The 20,713-nt window shown below is 47.3% G+C and carries 19 protein-coding genes; 1 reads left to right on the top strand and 18 read right to left on the bottom strand.

Translation table 11 applies throughout. The features are described 5' to 3' along the window. Window positions 1–28: 28 nt before the first annotated feature. Entirely contained in the window at window positions 29–1,348 is a 1,320-nt protein-coding gene (gene ffh / locus B153_RS0112660; RefSeq protein ID WP_020597089.1) for a signal recognition particle protein, read from the top strand. A gap of 67 nt (window positions 1,349–1,415) precedes the next feature. Here the strand turns inward: ffh and B153_RS0112665 are convergent, their stop codons facing one another. The 18 genes from B153_RS0112665 to B153_RS0112755 form a co-directional block, all read right to left on the bottom strand. After that, window positions 1,416–2,120 carry a DNA alkylation repair protein gene (locus B153_RS0112665; protein ID WP_020597090.1) on the bottom strand — a complete coding sequence of 235 codons (705 nt, stop codon included), beginning with the start codon at window positions 2,118–2,120 and terminating at the stop codon, window positions 1,416–1,418. A gap of 62 nt (window positions 2,121–2,182) precedes the next feature. Next, window positions 2,183–3,676 (bottom strand): cell division protein FtsZ, encoded by a 1,494-nt coding sequence (gene ftsZ / locus B153_RS0112670; protein ID WP_026262116.1) that lies wholly within the window; start codon window positions 3,674–3,676, stop codon window positions 2,183–2,185. Between the two features lie 78 nt (window positions 3,677–3,754). Further along, a complete protein-coding gene (gene ftsA / locus B153_RS35020) occupies window positions 3,755–5,212 on the bottom strand; it encodes a cell division protein FtsA (protein WP_020597092.1) in 1,458 nt (485 codons plus the stop codon). Then, window positions 5,209–5,982 carry a cell division protein FtsQ/DivIB gene (locus tag B153_RS0112680; RefSeq protein WP_020597093.1) on the bottom strand — a complete coding sequence of 258 codons (774 nt, stop codon included), beginning with the start codon at window positions 5,980–5,982 and terminating at the stop codon, window positions 5,209–5,211. Before B153_RS0112680 ends, ftsA begins: the two co-directional genes overlap by 4 nt. Window positions 5,983–6,019: 37 nt before the next feature. Further along, window positions 6,020–7,405 carry a UDP-N-acetylmuramate--L-alanine ligase gene (murC, locus tag B153_RS0112685; RefSeq protein ID WP_020597094.1) on the bottom strand — a complete coding sequence of 462 codons (1,386 nt, stop codon included), beginning with the start codon at window positions 7,403–7,405 and terminating at the stop codon, window positions 6,020–6,022. Between the two features lie 46 nt (window positions 7,406–7,451). Further along, on the bottom strand, window positions 7,452–8,564 hold the full coding sequence (murG, locus tag B153_RS0112690; protein WP_020597095.1) for an undecaprenyldiphospho-muramoylpentapeptide beta-N-acetylglucosaminyltransferase: 1,113 nt from the start codon (window positions 8,562–8,564) through the stop codon (window positions 7,452–7,454). A gap of 25 nt (window positions 8,565–8,589) precedes the next feature. Beyond that, complete coding sequence (locus B153_RS0112695; RefSeq protein WP_020597096.1) at window positions 8,590–9,711, bottom strand: FtsW/RodA/SpoVE family cell cycle protein; 1,122 nt, start codon at window positions 9,709–9,711, stop codon at window positions 8,590–8,592. A gap of 58 nt (window positions 9,712–9,769) precedes the next feature. Further along, window positions 9,770–11,122, bottom strand: a complete 1,353-nt coding sequence (gene murD, locus B153_RS0112700; protein ID WP_020597097.1) for a UDP-N-acetylmuramoyl-L-alanine--D-glutamate ligase — start codon at window positions 11,120–11,122, stop codon at window positions 9,770–9,772. 92 nt (window positions 11,123–11,214) lie between these two features. Further along, window positions 11,215–11,544 (bottom strand): large-conductance mechanosensitive channel protein MscL, encoded by a 330-nt coding sequence (gene mscL / locus B153_RS0112705; RefSeq protein WP_020597098.1) that lies wholly within the window; start codon window positions 11,542–11,544, stop codon window positions 11,215–11,217. Between the two features lie 71 nt (window positions 11,545–11,615). Then, window positions 11,616–12,614, bottom strand: coding sequence for a DUF3078 domain-containing protein (locus tag B153_RS0112710; RefSeq protein WP_020597099.1), 999 nt, complete (start codon window positions 12,612–12,614; stop codon window positions 11,616–11,618). Window positions 12,615–12,674: 60 nt separating this feature from the next. After that, window positions 12,675–13,517, bottom strand: coding sequence for a mechanosensitive ion channel family protein (locus tag B153_RS0112715; protein WP_020597100.1), 843 nt, complete (start codon window positions 13,515–13,517; stop codon window positions 12,675–12,677). 209 nt (window positions 13,518–13,726) lie between these two features. Next, complete coding sequence (locus B153_RS0112725; protein ID WP_020597102.1) at window positions 13,727–14,332, bottom strand: RNA polymerase sigma factor; 606 nt, start codon at window positions 14,330–14,332, stop codon at window positions 13,727–13,729. A gap of 523 nt (window positions 14,333–14,855) precedes the next feature. Then, on the bottom strand, window positions 14,856–15,689 hold the full coding sequence (gene tsf, locus B153_RS0112730; protein ID WP_020597103.1) for a translation elongation factor Ts: 834 nt from the start codon (window positions 15,687–15,689) through the stop codon (window positions 14,856–14,858). 201 nt (window positions 15,690–15,890) lie between these two features. Continuing rightward, window positions 15,891–16,724, bottom strand: coding sequence for a 30S ribosomal protein S2 (gene rpsB / locus B153_RS0112735; RefSeq protein ID WP_020597104.1), 834 nt, complete (start codon window positions 16,722–16,724; stop codon window positions 15,891–15,893). Between the two features lie 156 nt (window positions 16,725–16,880). Continuing rightward, the gene (gene rpsI, locus B153_RS0112740; protein ID WP_020597105.1) at window positions 16,881–17,267 is read right to left on the bottom strand and encodes a 30S ribosomal protein S9; all 387 of its coding nucleotides are present in this window, start codon (window positions 17,265–17,267) and stop codon (window positions 16,881–16,883) included. Between the two features lie 6 nt (window positions 17,268–17,273). Next, complete coding sequence (rplM, locus tag B153_RS0112745; protein WP_020597106.1) at window positions 17,274–17,717, bottom strand: 50S ribosomal protein L13; 444 nt, start codon at window positions 17,715–17,717, stop codon at window positions 17,274–17,276. Between the two features lie 123 nt (window positions 17,718–17,840). Beyond that, window positions 17,841–19,049, bottom strand: a complete 1,209-nt coding sequence (gene mraY, locus B153_RS0112750; RefSeq protein ID WP_020597107.1) for a phospho-N-acetylmuramoyl-pentapeptide-transferase — start codon at window positions 19,047–19,049, stop codon at window positions 17,841–17,843. A 101-nt stretch (window positions 19,050–19,150) separates the two neighbouring features. Then, window positions 19,151–20,614 (bottom strand): UDP-N-acetylmuramoyl-L-alanyl-D-glutamate--2,6-diaminopimelate ligase, encoded by a 1,464-nt coding sequence (locus B153_RS0112755; RefSeq protein ID WP_020597108.1) that lies wholly within the window; start codon window positions 20,612–20,614, stop codon window positions 19,151–19,153. Between the last annotated feature and the right edge of the window lie 99 nt (window positions 20,615–20,713).

Below are 20,713 nucleotides of genomic sequence, written 5' to 3' on the forward strand. Positions count from 1 at the left end.
GGTATAGACCGGAGCGAGATTTAGGAGCATGTTTGAGAATCTTCAGGATAAGCTAAATAAAGCGATTAAGACCCTTAAGGGACAGGGCCGCATTACCGAAATCAACGTTGCGGCTACTATAAAAGAAGTTCGTCGGGCTCTTACCGATGCCGACGTAAACTATAAAGTTGCCAAAGAAATTACCGATCGCATTCGCGATAAAGCGCTTGATCGAAAAGTATTGATTTCGGTTGAACCGGGTCAACTCTTTGTTAAAATCGTTCAGGAAGAGCTGACCGAGCTGATGGGGGGCGAAGCACAAGGCATCAATATCAAAGGCGACCCGGCCGTTATCCTGATTGCTGGATTGCAGGGGTCAGGAAAGACTACGTTTTCGGGTAAGCTGGCGTCGTATCTTAAAAAACAGGGCCGTAATGTCTTGCTGGTAGCGGCTGATATTTACCGACCGGCGGCTATCGATCAGTTGAAGGTGTTAGGGGAACAGGTCGGGGTGGATGTATACGCGGAGCCAGAAAATAAAAACGCGGTGGCAATTGCTAAAAATGCGATTGACCTGGCTCGCAAATCGGGTAAGCGCATCGTCATTGTCGATACAGCGGGTCGTCTGGCGGTCGACGAAGCCATGATGCAGGAGATCGAAGCTGTTAAGAAAGCTATTTCGCCAACCGAAACGCTGTTTGTCGTTGACTCCATGACGGGTCAGGATGCTGTCAATACGGCCAAGACTTTCAATGAGCGGCTCGATTTTGATGGCGTTGTGTTGACTAAACTCGACGGCGATGCCCGTGGGGGAGCGGCTTTGTCGATCAAAACTGTGGTCAACAAGCCGATCAAGTTTATCAGTACGGGCGAAAAAATGGAAGCCCTCGATGTGTTCTACCCCGATCGGATGGCTAGCCGGATTCTGGGTATGGGCGACGTTATCTCGCTGGTTGAGCGGGCTCAGCAAGCCTTTGATGAAGAAGAGGCTCGCCGGATCAATGCCAAGATGCGGAAGAATCAGTTCGACTTCGACGATTTCCTCTCGCAGTTGCAGCAGATCAAAAAGATGGGTAACGTAAAAGATCTGCTCGGTATGATCCCCGGCATGGGTAAAATGATTAAAGACCTTGATATCGATAATGACTCGTTCAAACCGATTGAGGCTATCATTAGCTCCATGACGCCTGTAGAGCGGCAACGCCCCGATATTATTGACGGAAGCCGGAAGAAACGGATTGCTGCCGGTAGTGGCACGAGTATTCAGCAAGTTAATAATCTGCTGAAACAGTTTGACGAGATGCGGAAGATGATGAAGAAAATGAATACCATGCAGGCATCTGGTAAGCTGAACAAAATGATGCGATAGCCTGCTGACTGTGTGAGGTCGGTGGTCGTAACTTAAACCAAAGGATCGACCACCGACTTTTTGTGTATCATAAGGTCAGATAATACTTGCGACGGCCAGGGTCAAGGCGTTCGATGGCATAGCGAAGGGTAGTACGCGGCATGTCTCGTACATGATCATGGAGAAACTCTTCCAGAGCATCGCTATTCCGCTTGCCTACCTCCCGTAACATCCAGCCGACCGCTTTATGAATCAGATCGTGTTTGTGCGGCAAAAGGATTTCGGCAAGGGCGAATGTATCGCTAAACTGCCCTTTTCGGATCAGAGCTAGTGTCGACACCATAGCGATACGCTGACTCCAGAGATGATCTTCCTGGGCCAGATCATACAGAACTGATCGATCATTAGTTAAAAGATGCTGGCCAACAATGTGCGGACAGGTAACATCGACCAGATCCCAGTTATTGATGTATTGGCGATTGGCCAGATACCGTTCCAGAATAGCACCCTGCTGGCTTCGTCCTGCTTTTTTAAATTGCGCCACCCAAATCAGCAGCCCCACCATACGGCATTCATGATAAGGGTCGTGGATCAAACGCTCTGTTTCAAACGGGTCAAGTGCTTTAAAACGTTTCGCTACTTCATGTTGCTGGGGCATCGACAAGCCCAGAAATTGATCGCCTGCGCCGTATTGCCCAGGAGCCGTTTTAAAGAATCGGGCCACCAGAATAGCCCGCTCAGGCTGTGCCAGTGCTATTATGGCCTGCTTTACAGTGGTATAAGTACATTCCATAGCCGATAAAAAAGCAGAGGCCCATATGAGCCTCTGCCTGTAAATAGCCTGTTCGGATTCGGTTAGTCGTTTAGTTTTGAGCGAACAAAATCCTGCTCGGCCAGTAACGGAATCGAGTAAAGAACCGTTTTATTCCGCTCAAAGGCTGGTCGGTCCAGATCGGCGGCCAAAAACTGTCCTTTCACAAAAGCATCCACCATTCGTTTGATCAGATCGGTGTCATCGGGCCGTTCTTCATCCACCAGAATGTCAACATCCGAATCGTCTTTGAAAGGATCGACAAAAACTGGCGGATCTGGGCGAACGATGGTTGTACCGCCGTTGTAGCCGACCGTTGGCGTATGGATGTCATCCGATTTCGAATTACCCGTCGGAACAGGGTCTGTATCTTCATCGTCGTTGCCAGCCAATACCAGCTCTTCTTTTTCAGCAGATTCCTGATTGGTAACCGCTTCGGTCTGATCGCTTACAATGGCTTCGGGATTGGTGCTGCCCTCATCGGTGACCGCCGTTTCGGGCTTTTTGCCCTGTTCGGCAGCATCGGCCGAGACGATCCCCGTCGGATTGCCGAGTTTATCCAGTAAATCGCCGGTTCCATCGAAGCCAGCCGCAATGATCGTTACCCGCAGTTTCTCACCAAGATTTTCGTCGGTAATAGCCCCAAACTTAAACATCTTGGCTTCGCTCTGGATTTTCCGGGCTACGTGCTCCGAAATCGCCATTTGTTCTTTCAGTTTCATGGCATGATCCTTACTCGACGAAATGGTCAGCAGAATGCGTTTGGCTCCGCGAATATCGTGGTCGTTGAGAAGCGGAGAGTTCAGCGCAGCTTCAATAGCCCGGATGGCTCGGTCTTCGCCAGCCGCTTCGGCCGATCCCATTACCGACTGACCGGCGCCTTCCAATACTTTCTTTACATCGGCAAAGTCAGCATTGATATCACCCTGAGTTGTGATGATTTCAGCAATGCTTTTTACGGCATTGGCGAGCACGTCGTCGGCATGGGCATAGGCTTCCGTCCAGGTAAGTTCGCTATACAGCTCGGCCAGCTTATCGTTCAGTACAACAAGCACAGTATCACAACTGTCTTTTAGCCGTTCAATACCAACACGTGCCTGCTCTTTTTTATCGGTACCTTCGTACCAATAAGGAGCTGTTACGACTGCCACGGTTAGTAAGCCCATTTTTCGGGCTACTTCCGCCACTACGGGGGCTGCGCCTGTGCCTGTACCCCCACCCATACCAGCGGTAATAAATACCATTTTGGTGGGAGGTGCAAGCAGATTCTCAATTTCTTCGATACTGGCACGGGCGGCATCTTCACCCGCTTTTGATTCCGTACCCGCACCCAATCCGTCGCCCAATTGCAGCTTCGTTTTCACAGGATTACTCATGAGCGCCTGACGGTCCGTATTGCAAACAGCAAAACTGACATCCTGCATTTTCATTTTATCCATGTGCTTGACGGCATTTCCGCCCATGCCGCCCACCCCGACAACCTTGATAATAACCGGGTTGTCGTCTGGCATTTCGAATCTATAGCCTTGAGTATTCATCGTGTGGGTTGGAGTATCTATTCATGTCTTTACACTTCATATCGCCGATTCGGGTAATAACCACCGCGTAGGGCGGGCTTAATACGGATCGGTTTCGTTGCCTCTGATCGGGCGGGTTAGTTTACGTAACCAGCCAATCAAACCCCCTTCGTCTTTGGATGGTTCGGGTTCAGGTGTTTTGTCGGGTACTTTCGGGCTAACCCGTCCGCCATGCGACGTACCGTAGCCACCTGTCGTTGTGTGGCCGTTAGTGCTTCCATGCCCACCTGTTGTTCCATTATGGGAGTGAATCGGCTGATTTTCTTCCTCTTTGAAAGCTCTGTTTGGGTCAGTAATGAAGGAGATGCGGTTATCGATGGTCTTATAACCAGCCCAAACCAACCCTACAGCGGTGGCATGTGCTGGGTCGCCTACCAGATCGGCCCTTCCGTTCGGTTCAAGATGTTCGGGATAGCCAACACGCACTTCTTCAATGCCGGTTACCCGTCCAAAAATCTGCTCTACTCCCGGAATCAATGCAGAACCACCAGTTAGTACAATACCTCCCAGAAGTTTGCCATCATAGCCTGAACGAATAATTTCGGCCTGTACCAGGGCGGCTATTTCGCGTAGCCGATCTTCAATAATGACGGCAACATTTTTCAGTAGTACATCTTTAGGTTTGCGATTACTCAGCCCAGGTACCGCTACAACCTCATTCAGGTTATACTCGCCGGGGTTTGCATTCCCAAATTTCTTTTTCAGTAATTCGGCCTGATTGGGCAGAATTTTGCAACCTGCCTGAATATCCGACGTCAGGCTATTTCCAGCCCAGGGAAAGACGGCCACATGGCGCAGAACGTTCCGGTAGTAGATCGCCATTTCGGTAGTGCCACCGCCAATATCAACCAACGCTACCCCCGCATATTTTTCTTCGTCGGTAAGTACGGCCAGCCCCGAAGCCAGTGCCGAAAGCATCATGGTATCCTGCGCCAGATTGTTGCGGGTAATGCATTTGCGAATATTTCGGGCGGCATTCGCCTGAGCAGTAATGAGCTGGAAGTCAGCGCCCAGCTTAACGCCATTTCGGCCAACGGGCTGGTTGATATTCGTTTCGGTATCAACCACAAAATCCATCGGCAGCACATGGATGATTTCCTTATCGGCCGGAATTGACGTGCGATACATGTCATTCAGCAGATGGTCGATGTCTTCAACCTGTACTTCGTCGCCCGAAGAGGATCGGGTAATGCTGCCGCTCGATTTTACCGAAGTGACATGAGACCCACTAAAGCTAACATTGACTAAGTGAATATCGAGATTCGATTGATTGGAAGCCTCATGAATGGCTCTTCGAATAGCATTGACTGTGTTATTGACGTTAACAACCGACCCTTTGGCTACCCCGTCAGCCAGATTGGTTTCGCCCACGCCCAGCACTTCGAGCGTTTCCTGTTCTTTGTTATTCCGGATCAATCGCCCAGCCACGGCGCATACTTTAGTGCTGCCGATGTCCAGACCTACTACAATTTTCTCGTCCATGCCCGTCTTAGTCATTCGCAAACAATTTGATTTCGGTACTCAACGTTTATCCGGCTGTAACGATCCCAACCTTTAGCGGGTAAAACGTCGGTATATACTATTTTTAATTTTCTAAATTTAGCATCTAATTCGGTCGGTGGCCCAAATTCTATTTTATGGTTACCCATTTGTGGCCACATCGTAATGTTGCCTTGCGCATCAACGGACAACTCGGCAATCTGTGCCTGCCAAAGCGGATCATCGTGAATTCGTTTCAATAGCTCCAGCAATGGTCGGTTTCGTTCACTGGCCAGCGAGCGGTTCTGGGCAAAGTAATTGCCGGTAAGAACCGGAACTCGGGCTGAGTAGTTCATAGAAATTGGGAAAAAGCGCCCTTCCTCACTAACGTACTGGCCAGAAACGGGTCGGCTTCCATCACCATCCACCACCAATCGGGCTAATGGTCTGGGTTGTTCGACTACCACCAGTAAATCGCCGTCCAAGTCACGTGAAATCTGACAATTCTTCACCAATCCATGTTGTTTTAGCCGCTTTTCCAGTTGTTGCAAATCCACATCGGCATAATTCTTGCCTGTAATTGGATCAGCACCTCCGTTTGTCAGGTAGCCCATCACATCACGTCTGGTCAGAAAACGGTGATTATCGATCTGATCAATCTGGACGATAACGTTCCGAACGTGTTTCTGCCCATGCCGTATTTCGGTAAATGCAATGAGGCCAAACAGACTCAGCAGTCCTCCAAAGGCTAACAACCACTTTTTGGATGATTTAAAGGTAGAAAACATCTGTAAATAAGCTCAATTGTTTCTCCAATATTTTTATCTATTGGTTGCTTAGAGTCGATTTTAGTGCAGGAAGCAGTTGATCAATGTCACCAGCCCCTACGGTTACAAGTAAGGAAGGTTTCATTTTTCGCACAACGTCAATCAATTCATCTTTGGTGCATTTCTGTTTGGTTTTCGAGTGTACGTCCCGAAATATCAACTCAGACGTAACACCTTCTATGGGTAATTCCCGGGCTGGGTAGATGTCAAGCAGAATAACATGATCGGCCAGAGACAAACTTTCTGCAAAACCATCGGCAAAGTCGCGGGTGCGGCTAAACAGGTGCGGCTGAAAAGCAACCGTCACTTCACGATCGGGATACAGCGCCTTTACGGACGACAGAAACGCGTTTACTTCGGCGGGATGATGCGCATAATCGTCAATCAAAATAGCGTTCTCGGATTTGAGAATGTATTCAAACCGCCTACGTACGCCCTTGTACGTAGCCAGAGCAGACCGGATGGCATCAGGAGATACGCCCACCTCAAGAGCAACAGCGCCTGCGGCCACGGCATTCTCCACATTATGAAATCCAGGAACCAGTAGCTGAATATCAGAAATAACTCCGTTGGGATAAACGAGATCGAAGATGAATGAGCCTTGCTCGATCCGTAGTTTCTGGCTGTAATAGTCGCCCGTTTGTAAAGCGTACTCCCGAACAGTTGCTTTTGTTTGATCGGCCAATGATAATCCTGTTTTCATGAACAGAACCCCATCAGTTTCAATCTGACTGACATACATTCCAAACGAAGCAAGCACCGCTTCGTGTGCACCGTAGATATCCAGATGGTCGGCGTCGGTAGAGGTAACAATCGCGTACTTTGGAAATAAGGTCAGAAACGATCGGTCGAATTCGTCGGCTTCAACCACACAAATTACCGAACGCAGATCGTCGGCCGGTTCGTTGAGCAGGAAGTTGGTGCCATAATTAGCCGTAATCCCGCCCAGGAAAGCGGCACAGTTCACTCCGGAATCCCGCAGAATATGGGTAACCATCGACGAAGTAGTTGTTTTGCCATGCGTACCCGCTACACCAATTGTGGTCATTTGGCCCGCCAGCAGACCCAGTACCTGCGAGCGCTTCTGTAAGATGAACCGCTTCTCCGTCAAATAGATATACTCCAAATGAGTGCTGGGGATAGCCGGTGTATAAATGACGAGCGTTTGAGTTGGGTTTTCCAGAAACGCAGCCGGTATTTGCGCTACATCTTCGGTAAAATGAATGGTAATACCTTCTGCCTGTAGAGCGTCGGTCAATGCCGTTGGCGTGCGGTCGTAGCCGGCAACTGTATAGCCATTGATACGAAACCAACGCGCCAGCGCGCTCATGCCGATACCACCAATACCGAGAAAATAAATGTATTTGAATTGATCCAGAGTCATCGTTGTACTGACCAGCCGTTAGGCTGACCTTAAAAACTAAACTTATTTAACGGGCCAGGTTCGAACTTGAGCCAGCCAACTTTATTACTTCATTCGCAATGTCGCGGGCAGCATTGGGTTTGGCTAATGTTTTTATTTGGGTTTTCAACTGGGTTTGCTGAACGGGGTCGTTCAGCAAACCCAGGGCGGCAGTTACCAGTGCTTCCCGAGCCGTTTTGTCCGTTACCAGTAATGCCGCTTTGTGCTCTACCAGACTCATCGCATTTTTCGTTTGGTGGTCTTCAGAGGCAGCAGGAAAAGGAACCAGAATAGCCGGACGGCCTACCAAACATAATTCGGATACCGAAAGAGCCCCTGCTCGTGATACCACCACATCGGCAACGGCGTAGGCTTTATCCATATCATAAATAAAATCGTAAGCTTTAACCAGAGACGACCCTATTGCGGCAACAGCGGCTTGCGCCCGCTCAATGAATCCGGGGCCTGTTTGCCAGATAACCTGTACACCAGCCTCAACAAAGCGCTGTAGGCCGCCCTCTATGCTCTCATTGATAGTCCGCGCCCCCTGACTTCCGCCAATGATCAGCAAGGTTGGCCGATTGGCGTCCAGCTTGAACAAGGTTCTTCCGGCTTCACGTTGCTGATCCGCAAATTGAATATCACTTCGTACCGGGTTACCCGTTACGGTCAGTTTTTCGGCTGGAAAGAACGCTTCCATTCCGGGATAAGCCACGCAGATGCGTTTGGCCCAGCGAGCCAGCACTTTATTAGTTAGGCCAGCATATGAATTTTGTTCCTGAATGAGAGTGGGCACACCTTTGAGGGAGGCTGCTAAAAGCAACGGACCACTCGCATAGCCACCGACTCCAACGGCCACATCAGGCTGGAAGTCGCGCACAATCTGCCGGGCTTTTAGTAAACTTCGACCCAGTTTGACTGGAAAACTGAGGTTGGACAGGGTTAGCTCACGTTTGATACCCACAACGGGTAGCCCAACTATTTTATAGCCAGCACGCGGTACTTTTTCCATTTCCATTTTGCCCTCGGCTCCCACAAACAGAACGTCGGTAGATGGGTCGATGGCTTTTAATTCGTTGGCAATGGCAATGGCAGGGTAAATATGGCCGCCGGTTCCACCTCCGCTGATAATTACGTTCATTCGATTTATGGTAAATCGTAGGTTCCTATATTTTACTTTCATCGGCTTCGTCCCGGCTTACGCTCAGAACGATACCAATAGCTAAGCCTGTGAATATAAGCGATGTTCCACCCATACTCAATAAGGGTAGAGGCTGGCCTGTCACAGGAGCCATACCGATGGCTACACAAATACTGGCAAATGCCTGCATAACGATACTGAATGTTAAGCCCGCAGAAAGCAATCCTCCAAACGGTCGGGTGGCCTTCTGAAGTGTTTTCATCCCTCGCCATAAAAACCACAGATAGGCCAGTACAACCGGAATGCCTCCTAAAAGTAAGCCGTATTCTTCAACGATGATGGCATAAATAAAATCGGAAAATGGATTAGGTAGGGTGTTTCGCTGGTGACTGTTGCCCGGCCCCTGGCCTGTTAAACCGCCATTGGCCAACGCTATATAGGACTGTTCGACCTGATAAACGATGGTGTCGGAATTGGAAAAACTATTGATTCGGTTGATAGCGGTAACCAGGCGCTGTCCGGCGGCTAAGGCAATGCCGCCAAACAAGACGCAGACGGCAATCATATAGACCAGGTATCGAACGGGTACCCGTCCAATATACATCAGTAGAAAGCAGGTTGCACCCAGTAAAAGAGCGGTCGATGTATTCGAAAGGATAATTAAGGAGCAAATAAGGCCAATCCAGAGGATAAGGTTAAACAAAACAGTCGGATCGTTCATGAACCGCTGTCGCTTGGCCAGCATAGCTGCCAGATTAGAAATGAGCGCCAATTTGGCTAAATCGGATGGCTGAAATGTCTGGTTAATGATCGGGATGGTCACCCAGCGTGATGCATCGTTTAGCGTTGAGCCTTTGAAGTAAGCCCAGATCAGTAATGGAACGGATAGCCAAAGTCCATATTTGGATAAGCGGGCATAATAGACGTAGTTTATCTTGTGGGCAAAATACGTGCAGGCCAGCCCAATCAATAGCAGGGAGCCATGTTTGAGCAGGAAGATTTCAGTGTTGCCATCGAGTTCCCGGAAAGCCTTAGTGCCAGTTGCACTATACACAACCAGAACACTCATGATCGATAAATACAATACGATCCACCAGATCTGGCGGTCGCCTTTTAGATTTGTTCGAATCCATTCACGCAGAGCCATGTTTTCTTATGGGTGATAGATGATATATAAAATAGATAACTAGAGCCTACACACTAGATCATAAAGTAGTGATTAGTTTTTGAACGGCGGCTTTAAACTGATTACCGCGATCTTCGTAATTTTTAAACAAATCAAAACTGGCACAAGCGGGTGATAACAGTACTACTTCGCCGGGTTGCGCTAATTCCAGCCCCTTCGCTACAGCATCCGTAACCGATTGGGTTTCATAGATAATCGGGATCTTTGAGCCGAAATAATCGACCAGTTTATGGTTATCGATACCCAGGCAAATCAGGGCCTTTACGTGCTGTTGCACCAGCTCATCCAATTGGCTGTAGTCGTTTCCTTTGTCTAGCCCACCCGCTATCCAGACCGTTGGCGTATCCATACTTGATAAGGCATAGAATACCGAATCGACGTTGGTCGCTTTCGAGTCGTTGATAAATTGAACGCCATCAATCGTTCCGGCCGGTTCAAGCCGATGCGCGGCATTCTGAAACGTTTTTAACCCCTGGGCAAGGGCTTCATTGGATACACCAACCGACTGGGCCGCCAGGATAGCCGATAGCATATTTATGGCGTTGTGGGGGCCACGTAATGGCGTGTCCGTCTGAGCAATGGAGAACGAAGTATGTAAGGTCGCTGTTATTAGCTGCCCGTTCTGCAGGTAGCCGCCGGGCGAAACAACCCCTTGCAAGGAAACAGGTAGTCGAGTGACCATCGGCTTTCGCGTTTCGAGTTGTTCTTGGATAGGCTGACTTTCGGCAAAAAAGATAAATGTATCGTCTGGCCGCGCGTTTTGTAGTATTCGAAATTTGGAATCGACGTAATTCTGAAAGTTATACCCGTATCGGTCAAGATGGTCGGGAGTAATATTGAGCAATACCATAACATCCAGATGAGTGTTGTACATATCATCCAGTTGGAAACTGCTCAGTTCGAGTACAAAATAGTCGAAGTGATCCGTAATGACCTGTTGGGCAAAACTGTCTCCTATATTGCCAGCCAGGCCTACATTAAAACCTGCCGTTTTCAGTAAATGATAGGTTAGCAGCGTTGTAGTCGTTTTGCCGTTACTGCCTGTAATGCCTATCAATTTAGCGCGTGTATAGCGAGCTGCAAATTCAATCTCTGAAATTATGGGTGTTCCCTGCGCTCTGAGTTTTTGAACTAAAGGGGCCGTTTCGGGAATGCCTGGGCTTTTGATAACCTCAATAGCATCCAGAATCTGTTCTTCTGTATGCTTGCCTTCTTCAAAGGGAATCTGCGCCGTTTGAAGAGCCATTCGGTAACTCTCTTTAAGAGCTCCTTTATCCGACAAAAAGACGTCAAAGCCTTTGGCTTGTGCCAGTAAAGCAGCGCCTACACCGCTTTCACCTCCGCCTAGAATAACTATTTTTTGCACTGACATAACAAGTACTTACGCATAGCAAAGTAACACATAAATGAAAAAGCCCCGGCTATGAGCCAGGGCTTTTCAAGTAAATTTCTCGACAAAACTTATTATTTAGATTGCATCGAATTTGATAATCGGGCGCGGTTGGCCAGTTTGACAATTAAGAAAACTACCCAGGCGATGATTAAAAACTGGATAATCGTATTCAGAAAATTACCGTATCGGATGGCCACCTCAGGTGTAGTGCCAACCGCTTCTTTAAGAACGTATTTCATTTGACTGAAATCCGCACCACCCAAAACAATTCCCAGAATTGGGTTGATAATATCTTCGACTAACGAGGTAGTAATTTTACCAAAGGCAGCGCCAATGATAACCCCAACGGCCAGATCGATTACGTTGCCCTGGGCAATGAACGTTTTAAATTCACTCAGCATAGCGGTTAAGTTTTGGTTGGAACATACTAATTGATACTACGAAAAGTAAAGTAGATAAAAGATCCATTAAATCAAAATCTGCCCGGTAATGGATCACTCGCTTTGGTGGGGTCTTTTTTCTTTTTGAATGAACTGATGTTATAAACCAGGCCGATGGCGAGCGTTTGCTGGATTTGCAGACTGGAACTGAAATCTTTATTGTACAGCGCAATCAGGCCAAAGGTAGTACTGATGTATTTGCTGGCTTTGGCCGTCAGGATCAGATCAAGCCGGTGATTGATGTTGTCAAAGTGAGCGTATTCCGTAAAGAGCTGATACCGTGTATTGAGCGATATATTTTCGGTCAGATTCCGATTAATGGCTGCCTGTAGCTGAAACGCCAGCCATTCTGTTCGGCTGCTCTTACCCGGATCTACACCGTAAGCTTTCTGGGTAGGATCATACACGTAGTTGCCGTTGGCCAGTTGGCTTACACGTACACTTTGGTCGGCCAGGAAAGTAAACCGTGGGGCTATTGGACTCATGCGAAGAGCAAACCAGTCATTCGGTTTATAGGCTATCCCGAGGGCTAAAGTAAGCTGAGCCGGGGCAAAGAAATTCGATACTTTTAGCCGGGTCTGATCAGCTGGAAGCTTATCGTACCGATAGCCAGGAGCAAAAAATGTATTGAAGGTTCCAGAAACAAAGAAGTCCCATTTGGGAGCAATCTGTTTGCCCAATACAGAAATAAGCATGATTTGGTCGGCAGCTTTGCGCGTATTGCCTAACTGCGTCACATATCCCAGTTGCAAATCGGCAGTGTTATCCCAGGATATTTTTCCCTTTTCGTAGAGTGCACGAGCTGCTACAACGGCCCCGATCGCTACTGAATTGACACCGCCCCCCGACCAGTTGCTAAAAGAAGCCTGGTTAAAATTCACTCCTCCACTGAAAGATTTTTGCCAGTACGATGTATCAGGTTTAACGGCAACTGTATCTTTAAAGTTAGTCGTTACCCGAGTCGGTTCCTGGGCATATACCCCATTCAGGGAAAGCCCGAGCATAACTATACAGAGCACAAATTTTTTCATATCACATATTGAAAACTTGATTGGCTCTTAAGACGGTTTAAGGTGACTTGAGTAACTTAATCAGGCAGCAGGAGTGCTATCAAATACCTCTACTTTTTTCATTTGCAAAGTCTGTAAAGGAATCACCGTAGTGGTTTGACCCGTACGAAGGGTTAACGACAAGGTATCAACCTTAATAATCTCTCCTTTGGCATCATCAATTTGAATAATCTGGCCTTCTTTGTATTTATTTTTTGTATAAAAAGAGGATATAATATTGGCCATCAAGTCGCGAGAAGCGATACCATACCCAATAGCAAAAGCGAATATGACCCCACCGATAATGAGATTGAAGCTCGATTCGAGTAACTCTGTATTGATGCCTGCCTGCCCTAACGCACTGATAACCGTAACAATCAGGAAGAAAATGAAAACAATCATACTGAGTAGCCTTCCTGAAGCAATGTTGAATGATTGGCACACGTTGATCACGGCTCCTCGCAAGGCGTCAGCGATCAGAACGCCAACCTGTAGCATAATGGCGGCTGCAATTAATTTAGGAATAAAGTTGATTAGCGATGATACCATCTCGGTGATCGCTCCAACCCCCAGTTTTTCCGTAGAGGCTTTGATAAATACTAACAGAATGAAATAATAAAGAACCTTAGCTATAATTTCGCTTAACTTAATTTCGGTCTTTAGCTGTTTAATAATGCTGATTTCATTCAGACGGTTACCGATTTTATCAAACCCAACCTTACCCAAAATCCGGCGAACGATCATAGCTACCAATCGGGCAAACCCAATGCCGATCAGCAAAATGACTATGGCTCCCAATAGGCGAGGTACAAATTCAACAAATTGATTAATCAGGGTTTGAAAAGTATTCCGAATAATGTCGGTCAGTTCTGGTAATTGATTCATACGGTAGGATTTGTATCGTCTGGTGTTAAGTGAGGTGGGTTAACAAGGGCTGAGGCCAAGGCAAACAAATCACCGATATAGAGGTCTACAACGGTAACCGCATTGCGTATCAGATCTATTTCAGAGACCAACTCAGTTTTCAGATGAGGAGGGCAAAGATCATCTGGCTCAAGTTGTTTGAATGGGTTCGTATTTTCCATGCCGATTGATTAACGAAAAGGCCAGCGAATAGAAAGTATCATTTTAATGGCCAGCAGGAGCCAGAATACAACTCCTTCCAGATAATGTTTGCGAAGTTTATCCCGTGATCGTTTCAGGCGCATTTTTACGGCGCTTTCGGTCAGACCGTTTATATTGGCAATATCACGAATGCTAATATCATCCTGATATTTCATCAAAAGCATCGATTGTTCTTCGGGAGGAAGTTGGTGCAGGGCTCGCTCAAGTTGCTTGGCTTCCATTTCTGCCAGATCACCCAGATCGTCTTCCTGCTGTACATCCAGCCGTTCCCATCCATCATCCATGTACACCTCTTTGCGCATATTCTGCGTTCGAATCTGGTCGGTGCAATAGTTGTATGTTATGGAGTAGAGCCAGGTGGAGAATTTTGCCTGTTCGCGAAAACTCCCAAGTTTAATAACCAGTTTGAGGAAAATATCATGGGTTAGATCCTCTGCCCGAACAGGGTCTTTAGTAAACGATAAACACTTCCTGTACACTTTATCGCAATAACGTTCGTATAGCCGTTCGAAATAGATATTTTTCTGCGTGTCGACATATAACCGAACTAACTCCTCGTCCGAATATTGCTCCATTTTATACGGTGGTGGTTCTTATGACCAGAAAGTGTTATAAAAGTAACTCGACTTAAAAGGCAATATTAATAAAATATTAGCTACGAATTAATCGCGAAAAATTAATAGCCATATTGATATACTTTATAGTAATCTAGATGTATAAAATAGTATTTTTTGCCATTAATTTGTATTTCTAAAAGTCAAAAAAATCGTTGGCTCTACGCTTATTTATGCAACCAATTTTGCAATTGTTTTTATATATTTTCATCGCATTATCAGTTACTAGCTATTAAAAAAGATGAACAAGTAGTTTTGCCGCAAGTTACTTACTTTCAAGTGTATACCGTGTTAAAAATTAGGCCGAAAGCGTAGGTTTGTCTTTAAGGTGATTCAGAAAATAGTAGAAGTAACTCCGGGCGATAGTCATAAAAGAGGTGGGTGTGCCAGTTTGAGAGCCTGTATCTTAATCATTATTTATAAAAAAAGTACCCAGCCGTAAGACTGGGTACTTTATCAATTTGCTGAAAAAGCTCTGAAGCGTTTAGCCAATAGCTACGCGTTTGAAAGCCGATACAGTCAGACCTTTGCTGGTTTTATCCAGAAGTTGCGAGATCGTAATGGAAGGATCTTTTACAAACTCCTGGTTCAGCAGCGTATTTTCTTTGTAAAACTTGTTCAGTTTACCCATCGCAATTTTTTCAAGCATGGCTTCGGGTTTGCCTTCGGCACGAGCCTGCTCTTTTCCGATTTCGATTTCGCGTTGAACGATTGTCGCATCAACACCATCTTTATCCAGAGCAACCGGTTTCATAGCAGCAATTTGCATAGCTACGTCACGGCCTACTTCAGCTACGTCGGTACCGTTGGTATTGGTCAAACCAACCAGCACACCCAGTTTACCGTTTGAGTGAATATACGACACAACCTTATCTGCCGAAATAGTTTCGAAAGAAGCCACGTCGATCTTTTCACCGATTTTACCCATCAGGTCGGTGATGTGGTCCTGAAGCGAACGGCCATCAGCCTGGGGAGTACTCAACAACGTAGCTTTGTCGCTTGCTTCCGTTGCTACCGCTGTACTCATAACGGCCATAGCTAAGTTCTGGAAATCAGCTACCTTCGATACGGGCTCTGTTTCGCAGGCCAAAGCAATCACCTTACCGGATTTACCATCGGGGCTAACATGAGCTAATACGATACCTTCAGCAGTCGTGTTATCGGCCCGTTTGTCAGCTATTTTCTGACCCTGCTTCCGCAGAATCTCTTTTGCTTTTTCAAAATCGCCATCAGCTTCAGTAAGGGCCTTTTTACAGTCCATCATACCGGCTCCGGTCTCTTGCCGAAGTTTGTTTACGTCAGCAGCAGTAATTGCCATAATAAAGGTTGTTAGTAAGTTTAATTACCAAACGTTATTTTGTGATCAATGAATTGTCTATTGAAATGGAATAGCCCATAGCGGATGGCTACGGGCTATTTTTGAGTTTACTGTTTTACGTTTACGGTGTTCAGGTGATCAATACAAACTCTGTTAATGCATATATCAACTGAGAACTGTAGGCTAAAACAGCAAACTCATTTATGCTTCCTGCTCATCTTCGGCAACAGGGGCTTCAGTTGCTTCTGCTTCGGGCTGAGTAGCACCTTCGGCACGAGCCTGCGCAAGGTCTTCAGCACGCTTAGCTTCTTCTTCCTCCTGAATCCGTTGATCGTCTTTATCCTGTTTCCGCTCCATCAGACCTTCTTCAATGGCCTTACCGATGGCGAGCGTGATCAGAGCAATGGACTTGTAAGCGTCATCATTAGCTGGAATCGCGAAATCAACCGCTTCGGGGTTCGAATTTGTATCGCACATCGCGAATACAGGAATACCCAAACGGTGTGCTTCAGCAACGGCAATGTGTTCGCGTTTTACGTCGACAATGAATAGAGCGGCTGGCAAACGAGTCAGATCGGCAATACCGCCCAACACACGCTCCAGTTTTTCTTTGTCACGCATCCGGGTTAAACGCTCACGCTTGGCAATACTTTTGACGGTCTCCTCGTCTTTCAGCATTTTGTCGAGCGTTTGCATTTTTTTCAACGACTTCCGAATAGTCGCAAAGTTGGTGAGCATACCACCCTGCCAACGATCGGTAACATACGGCATTTTCAGGCGACGTGCTTCTTCCGAAACGATTTCCTGAGCCTGTTTTTTAGTCGCTACGAACAACACCTTCCGACCCGAACGAACAATACCACGGATGGCATTGCAGGCTTCGTCGAGTGAAGCTAATGTTTTATTGAGGTCAATAATGTGGATGCCGTTCTTCTCCATGAAGATATACGGAGCCATCCGGGGGTCCCACTTACGCGTCAGGTGGCCAAAGTGCACACCAGCGTCGAGGAGATCTTTATATTCGATTTGTGCCATTTCTTAAAATGAACAATAGAAAATGAAAAAATTAGAGTATGCAGCACCGCGCATCGGCATCATCTAAGCGCAGTCTGGACTATGTTGCATAGGGATAAGGGCGTGGGAGATGGGTAAGTAATTCCCCTTTGCCAATGGCCCAGAACCCTCTGCCAATTAACGTTTCGAGAACTGGAACCGACGACGTGCCTTCCGACGACCGTACTTTTTCCGTTCAACCATACGCGAATCGCGAGTCAGGAACCCTTCTTTTTTGAGGGCCGGACGGAAATCAGCGTTCAGTTCAACCAGCGCACGGGCAATGGCCATACGAGTTGCTTCGGCCTGACCAGCTACACCGCCACCACGAACGTTTACTTTTACATCGTAACCACCCACACCATTAACGGTAGCAAAGGGTTGGTTCAGAATAATTTGCAGAACTTCGGTCGGGAAATATTGCTTGTAGTCTTTTCCGTTTACCGAGATGGCTCCGCTGCCCGCCGACAGGTAGATCCGGGAGATGGCAGTTTTACGGCGGCCAATGGTATTAATACGATCCATTATGACTTAGAATTTAACTGCTTTGGGTTGCTGAGCCTCGTGCGGGTGTTGGTCACCAGCGTAAACATACAGGTTGGTGTACAACCGCCGACCAAGCCGGTTTTTCGGCAACATGCCCTTCACAGCATGTTCAATGATGCGCTCGGGTTGTTTTTCAAGTAACAACCGGGGCGATGCGAACCGTTGACCACCGGGATAACCTGTGTGGCGAACGTAAACTTTGTCGGTCATCTTAGAGCCCGTCAGGCGCACCTTTTCGGCATTGATGACGATCACGTTATCTCCGCAGTCAACATGCGGGGTGAAGTTGGTTTTGTGTTTGCCGCGGATCAGACGTGCAACTTGGCTAGCCAGACGGCCAAGTACTTCGCCCTGAGCGTCAACCACAACCCAATCCTTCTGCACCGTTTCTTTGTTGGCAGAGATGGTTTTGTAACTGAGCGTATTCACTTTATGGAGACTAATTGGTTGATTTCTAATGATTTGCCTATAAAAAAGCACTCCCGCTTCAAAACGGGAGTGCAAATATAGAAGATATAAGGCTGAAAAACAAGGTTCTGTCAAGAATTCATGCTAGCGCAACTTCAACGTTGCCAGGGCCAATACAGCCAGGATAATTCCGACAATCCAGAAACGGGTCACCAGCTTGGCTTCGTGGTACCCTTTTTTCTGAAAATGGTGGTGTAGTGGCGACATCAGGAATATTCGCCTGCCTTCGCCATACGTCCGTTTCGTGTATTTGAAATAGCTGACCTGAAGGATTACAGAGACCAGTTCAACCAGAAAGATGCCGCATATGATTGGAATCATCAGCTCTTTCCGAATGGCCAGAAACAGAACGGCAATAACGCCACCGAGCATCAAACTACCCGTATCGCCCATGAATACCTGAGCCGGATAGGAGTTATACCACAAAAATCCAACACAGGCCCCAACGAACGCAGCACAGAAAATTACCAACTCGCCCGCATTGGGAATGTACATGATATTAAGGTATTGCGAAAATACTTTGTTGCCTGACAGATAGGCGAGTACGCCGATTGTTAGCCCAATGATTACCGAAGTACCTGCTGCCAGCCCGTCGATGCCATCGGTAATATTGGCCCCGTTCGAAACGGCAGTAATGATGAAAATGCAGACAATGACATAGATGATCCAGGTGTAGCTGTCAGGCAATACGCCAAAAAGCAACGAACTGTAATCAAACTCATTATTCTTAAGAAACGGAACTGTGGTTAGGGTCGATTTTATATCGGTATAAACGTCGGGTACGTTGGAGGTGCTCAGTAAACGAGGGGCATACTTTCGAATTTTGACGTACTGATTGAAGTACAGGGTAAGACCAACAATCAGCCCTAAACCAATCTGCCCAACGACTTTAAACTTGCCCTGTAGTCCTTCTTTGTTCTTTTTGAAAACCTTGATGTAATCGTCCAGGAAACCAATCAGGCCCGTCCAGACGGTCGATACCAGAGCCAGGACGACATATACATTAGAGAGTTTTGAAAAGAGCAGTGCCGGAATCAGCAGGGACGCTAAAATGATAAAACCTCCCATTGTGGGAGTGCCCCGTTTCTGCATCTGACCTTCCAGACCCAGATCACGAATCGATTCGCCAATCTGTAAATTACGAAGGGTATCGATGATCCGGCGTCCGAAAATAGCGGCAATGAGCAGCGAAGTGACTACAGCCCCTAACGCCCGAAACGAGATATATTGGAAAACCCCCGCACCCGGGAAATCGTAGCGTTCGTCCAGAAACTGAAAGAGATAATAGAGCATTTTTAAAGAGCGAAAGAGTGAAAGAGTGAAAGAATGATATGTTGCGTCAGCCTTTCGCTCTTTCGCTCTTTCACTCTTTCGCTCTTTTAGTCAGGCCAAAGTTAAAGATTTCCGCGTTCTGAGAAAGCCTCCCGTAAGACGGCCCGGTCATCGAAATCGTATTTGATGCCTTTTATTTCCTGATAGGTTTCGTGGCCTTTGCCAGCTACCAGAATAATGTCGTGTGGTTGAGCCAACGATACAGCCTGTCGAATGGCTTCATGCCGATCTTCAATCGTTGTCGTCTTTTTGTAATCGACTGGCGGAACACCTGCCTGCATCTGTTCCAGAATAGCCATTGGGTCTTCGTTTCGCGGATTGTCGGATGTAAGAATGACCCGGTTGCTGAACCGACAGGCGATTTCGGCCATAATAGGACGTTTGGCAGCATCTCGGTTGCCCCCACAGCCAACTACGGTGATGATCTGCTCATTCGCCTGGCGTAGCCCATTGATGGTTTCCAATACATTTTGAAGCGCATCGGGCGTATGGGCGTAATCGACGATACCGACAATTTTATTGTCCGATACAACCTGCTCAAAACGGCCGGGGGGGGGCGTAATACCGGAAAGTAACATCAGGACTTCGGCCGGATCTTCGCCCAGCAGCACAGCCGTTCCATATACGCTCAGCAAGTTGTAGGCATTGAAGCGACCGATCAGCTTGAACCATACCTCATGCCCATCGAGCTGCATATGCAGACCAAACAGACTGTCAGCAATGACCTTGCCTTTAAACGTAGCCAGCGTTTGTAAGGAATATGTTTCTTTACGGGCGGCCGTATTCTGGAGCATCACCAGACCTCGTTTGTCGTCCACGTTGGTGAGGGCAAAAGCCGAAGCAGGAAGTTGGTCAAAAAAGCCCTTTTTGGCCCGTATGTAATTATCGAAAGTGCCGTGGAAATCGAGATGGTCGTGAGTGATATTGGTAAAAATAGCTCCTGAGAATGTGAGACCCGCGATTCGTTCCTGCACGACGGCATGCGAACTGACTTCCATGAACACATGCGTACAGCCATGCGCCAGCATATTGACGAGTAACTGGTTGATCGTAATGACGTCCGGGGTGGTGTGTGTGGTTGGAATTATCTCATCGTCAATTTGATTCTGAACCGTCGAGAGTAATCCACAGCGATAGCCAAGCGCACGAAACAGACGAAAGAGCAGCGTGGCTACGGAGGTTTTACCATTCGTTCCGGTTACACCGACAAGCTTCAGCTTTTGGGAAGGGTGCTCGTAAAAGTTAGCCGCAATCAATCCCATACTTCGGGCCGAATCCTGCACCTGAATGTAAGTAGCATCCGGCGATGGATTATGAGGAAGTTCCTCGCATACGACAGCCGCTGCGCCTTGCTTTATCGCTGTTTCGATGTAGTTGTGGCCATCGGTCACGGTTCCCCGAACAGCAATGAATAAACTACCAGGCCCCACTTTTCGGGAGTCCATAGTAAGGGTAGTAACGTCGGTTTCCATACTACCCGACGTCGCCAGCAGCGGAATTTTATAGAGAAGATTTTTAAGTTGCATACCGATAAACGATGCCTGCTCTCGTTTTATGGCTGCAAAAAAACAGCTTGAGGGGCGGACTACCTAATTTTTACATTATGTATACGTTAAGCTGCCTTT

The sequence above is a fragment of the Spirosoma panaciterrae DSM 21099 genome (assembly GCF_000374025.1).
In the GTDB taxonomy this organism is placed as follows: Bacteria; Bacteroidota; Bacteroidia; order Cytophagales; family Spirosomataceae; genus Spirosoma; species Spirosoma panaciterrae.

Excerpts from the sequence above, each read along its gene's own strand:
- ffh (WP_020597089.1), top strand. The coding sequence starts at position 29 with ATGTTTGAGAATCTTCAGGATAAGCTAAATAAAGCGATTAAGACCCTT.
- B153_RS0112665 (WP_020597090.1), bottom strand. The coding sequence starts at position 2,120 with ATGGAATGTACTTATACCACTGTAAAGCAGGCCATAATAGCACTGGCA.
- ftsZ (WP_026262116.1), bottom strand. The coding sequence starts at position 3,676 with ATGAATACTCAAGGCTATAGATTCGAAATGCCAGACGACAACCCGGTT.
- ftsA (WP_020597092.1), bottom strand. The coding sequence starts at position 5,212 with ATGACTAAGACGGGCATGGACGAGAAAATTGTAGTAGGTCTGGACATC.
- B153_RS0112680 (WP_020597093.1), bottom strand. The coding sequence starts at position 5,982 with ATGTTTTCTACCTTTAAATCATCCAAAAAGTGGTTGTTAGCCTTTGGA.
- murC (WP_020597094.1), bottom strand. The coding sequence starts at position 7,405 with ATGACTCTGGATCAATTCAAATACATTTATTTTCTCGGTATTGGTGGT.
- murG (WP_020597095.1), bottom strand. The coding sequence starts at position 8,564 with ATGAACGTAATTATCAGCGGAGGTGGAACCGGCGGCCATATTTACCCT.
- B153_RS0112695 (WP_020597096.1), bottom strand. The coding sequence starts at position 9,711 with ATGGCTCTGCGTGAATGGATTCGAACAAATCTAAAAGGCGACCGCCAG.
- murD (WP_020597097.1), bottom strand. The coding sequence starts at position 11,122 with ATGTCAGTGCAAAAAATAGTTATTCTAGGCGGAGGTGAAAGCGGTGTA.
- mscL (WP_020597098.1), bottom strand. The coding sequence starts at position 11,544 with ATGCTGAGTGAATTTAAAACGTTCATTGCCCAGGGCAACGTAATCGAT.
- B153_RS0112710 (WP_020597099.1), bottom strand. The coding sequence starts at position 12,614 with ATGAAAAAATTTGTGCTCTGTATAGTTATGCTCGGGCTTTCCCTGAAT.
- B153_RS0112715 (WP_020597100.1), bottom strand. The coding sequence starts at position 13,517 with ATGAATCAATTACCAGAACTGACCGACATTATTCGGAATACTTTTCAA.
- B153_RS0112725 (WP_020597102.1), bottom strand. The coding sequence starts at position 14,332 with ATGGAGCAATATTCGGACGAGGAGTTAGTTCGGTTATATGTCGACACG.
- tsf (WP_020597103.1), bottom strand. The coding sequence starts at position 15,689 with ATGGCAATTACTGCTGCTGACGTAAACAAACTTCGGCAAGAGACCGGA.
- rpsB (WP_020597104.1), bottom strand. The coding sequence starts at position 16,724 with ATGGCACAAATCGAATATAAAGATCTCCTCGACGCTGGTGTGCACTTT.
- rpsI (WP_020597105.1), bottom strand. The coding sequence starts at position 17,267 with ATGGATCGTATTAATACCATTGGCCGCCGTAAAACTGCCATCTCCCGG.
- mraY (WP_020597107.1), bottom strand. The coding sequence starts at position 19,049 with ATGCTCTATTATCTCTTTCAGTTTCTGGACGAACGCTACGATTTCCCG.
- B153_RS0112755 (WP_020597108.1), bottom strand. The coding sequence starts at position 20,614 with ATGCAACTTAAAAATCTTCTCTATAAAATTCCGCTGCTGGCGACGTCG.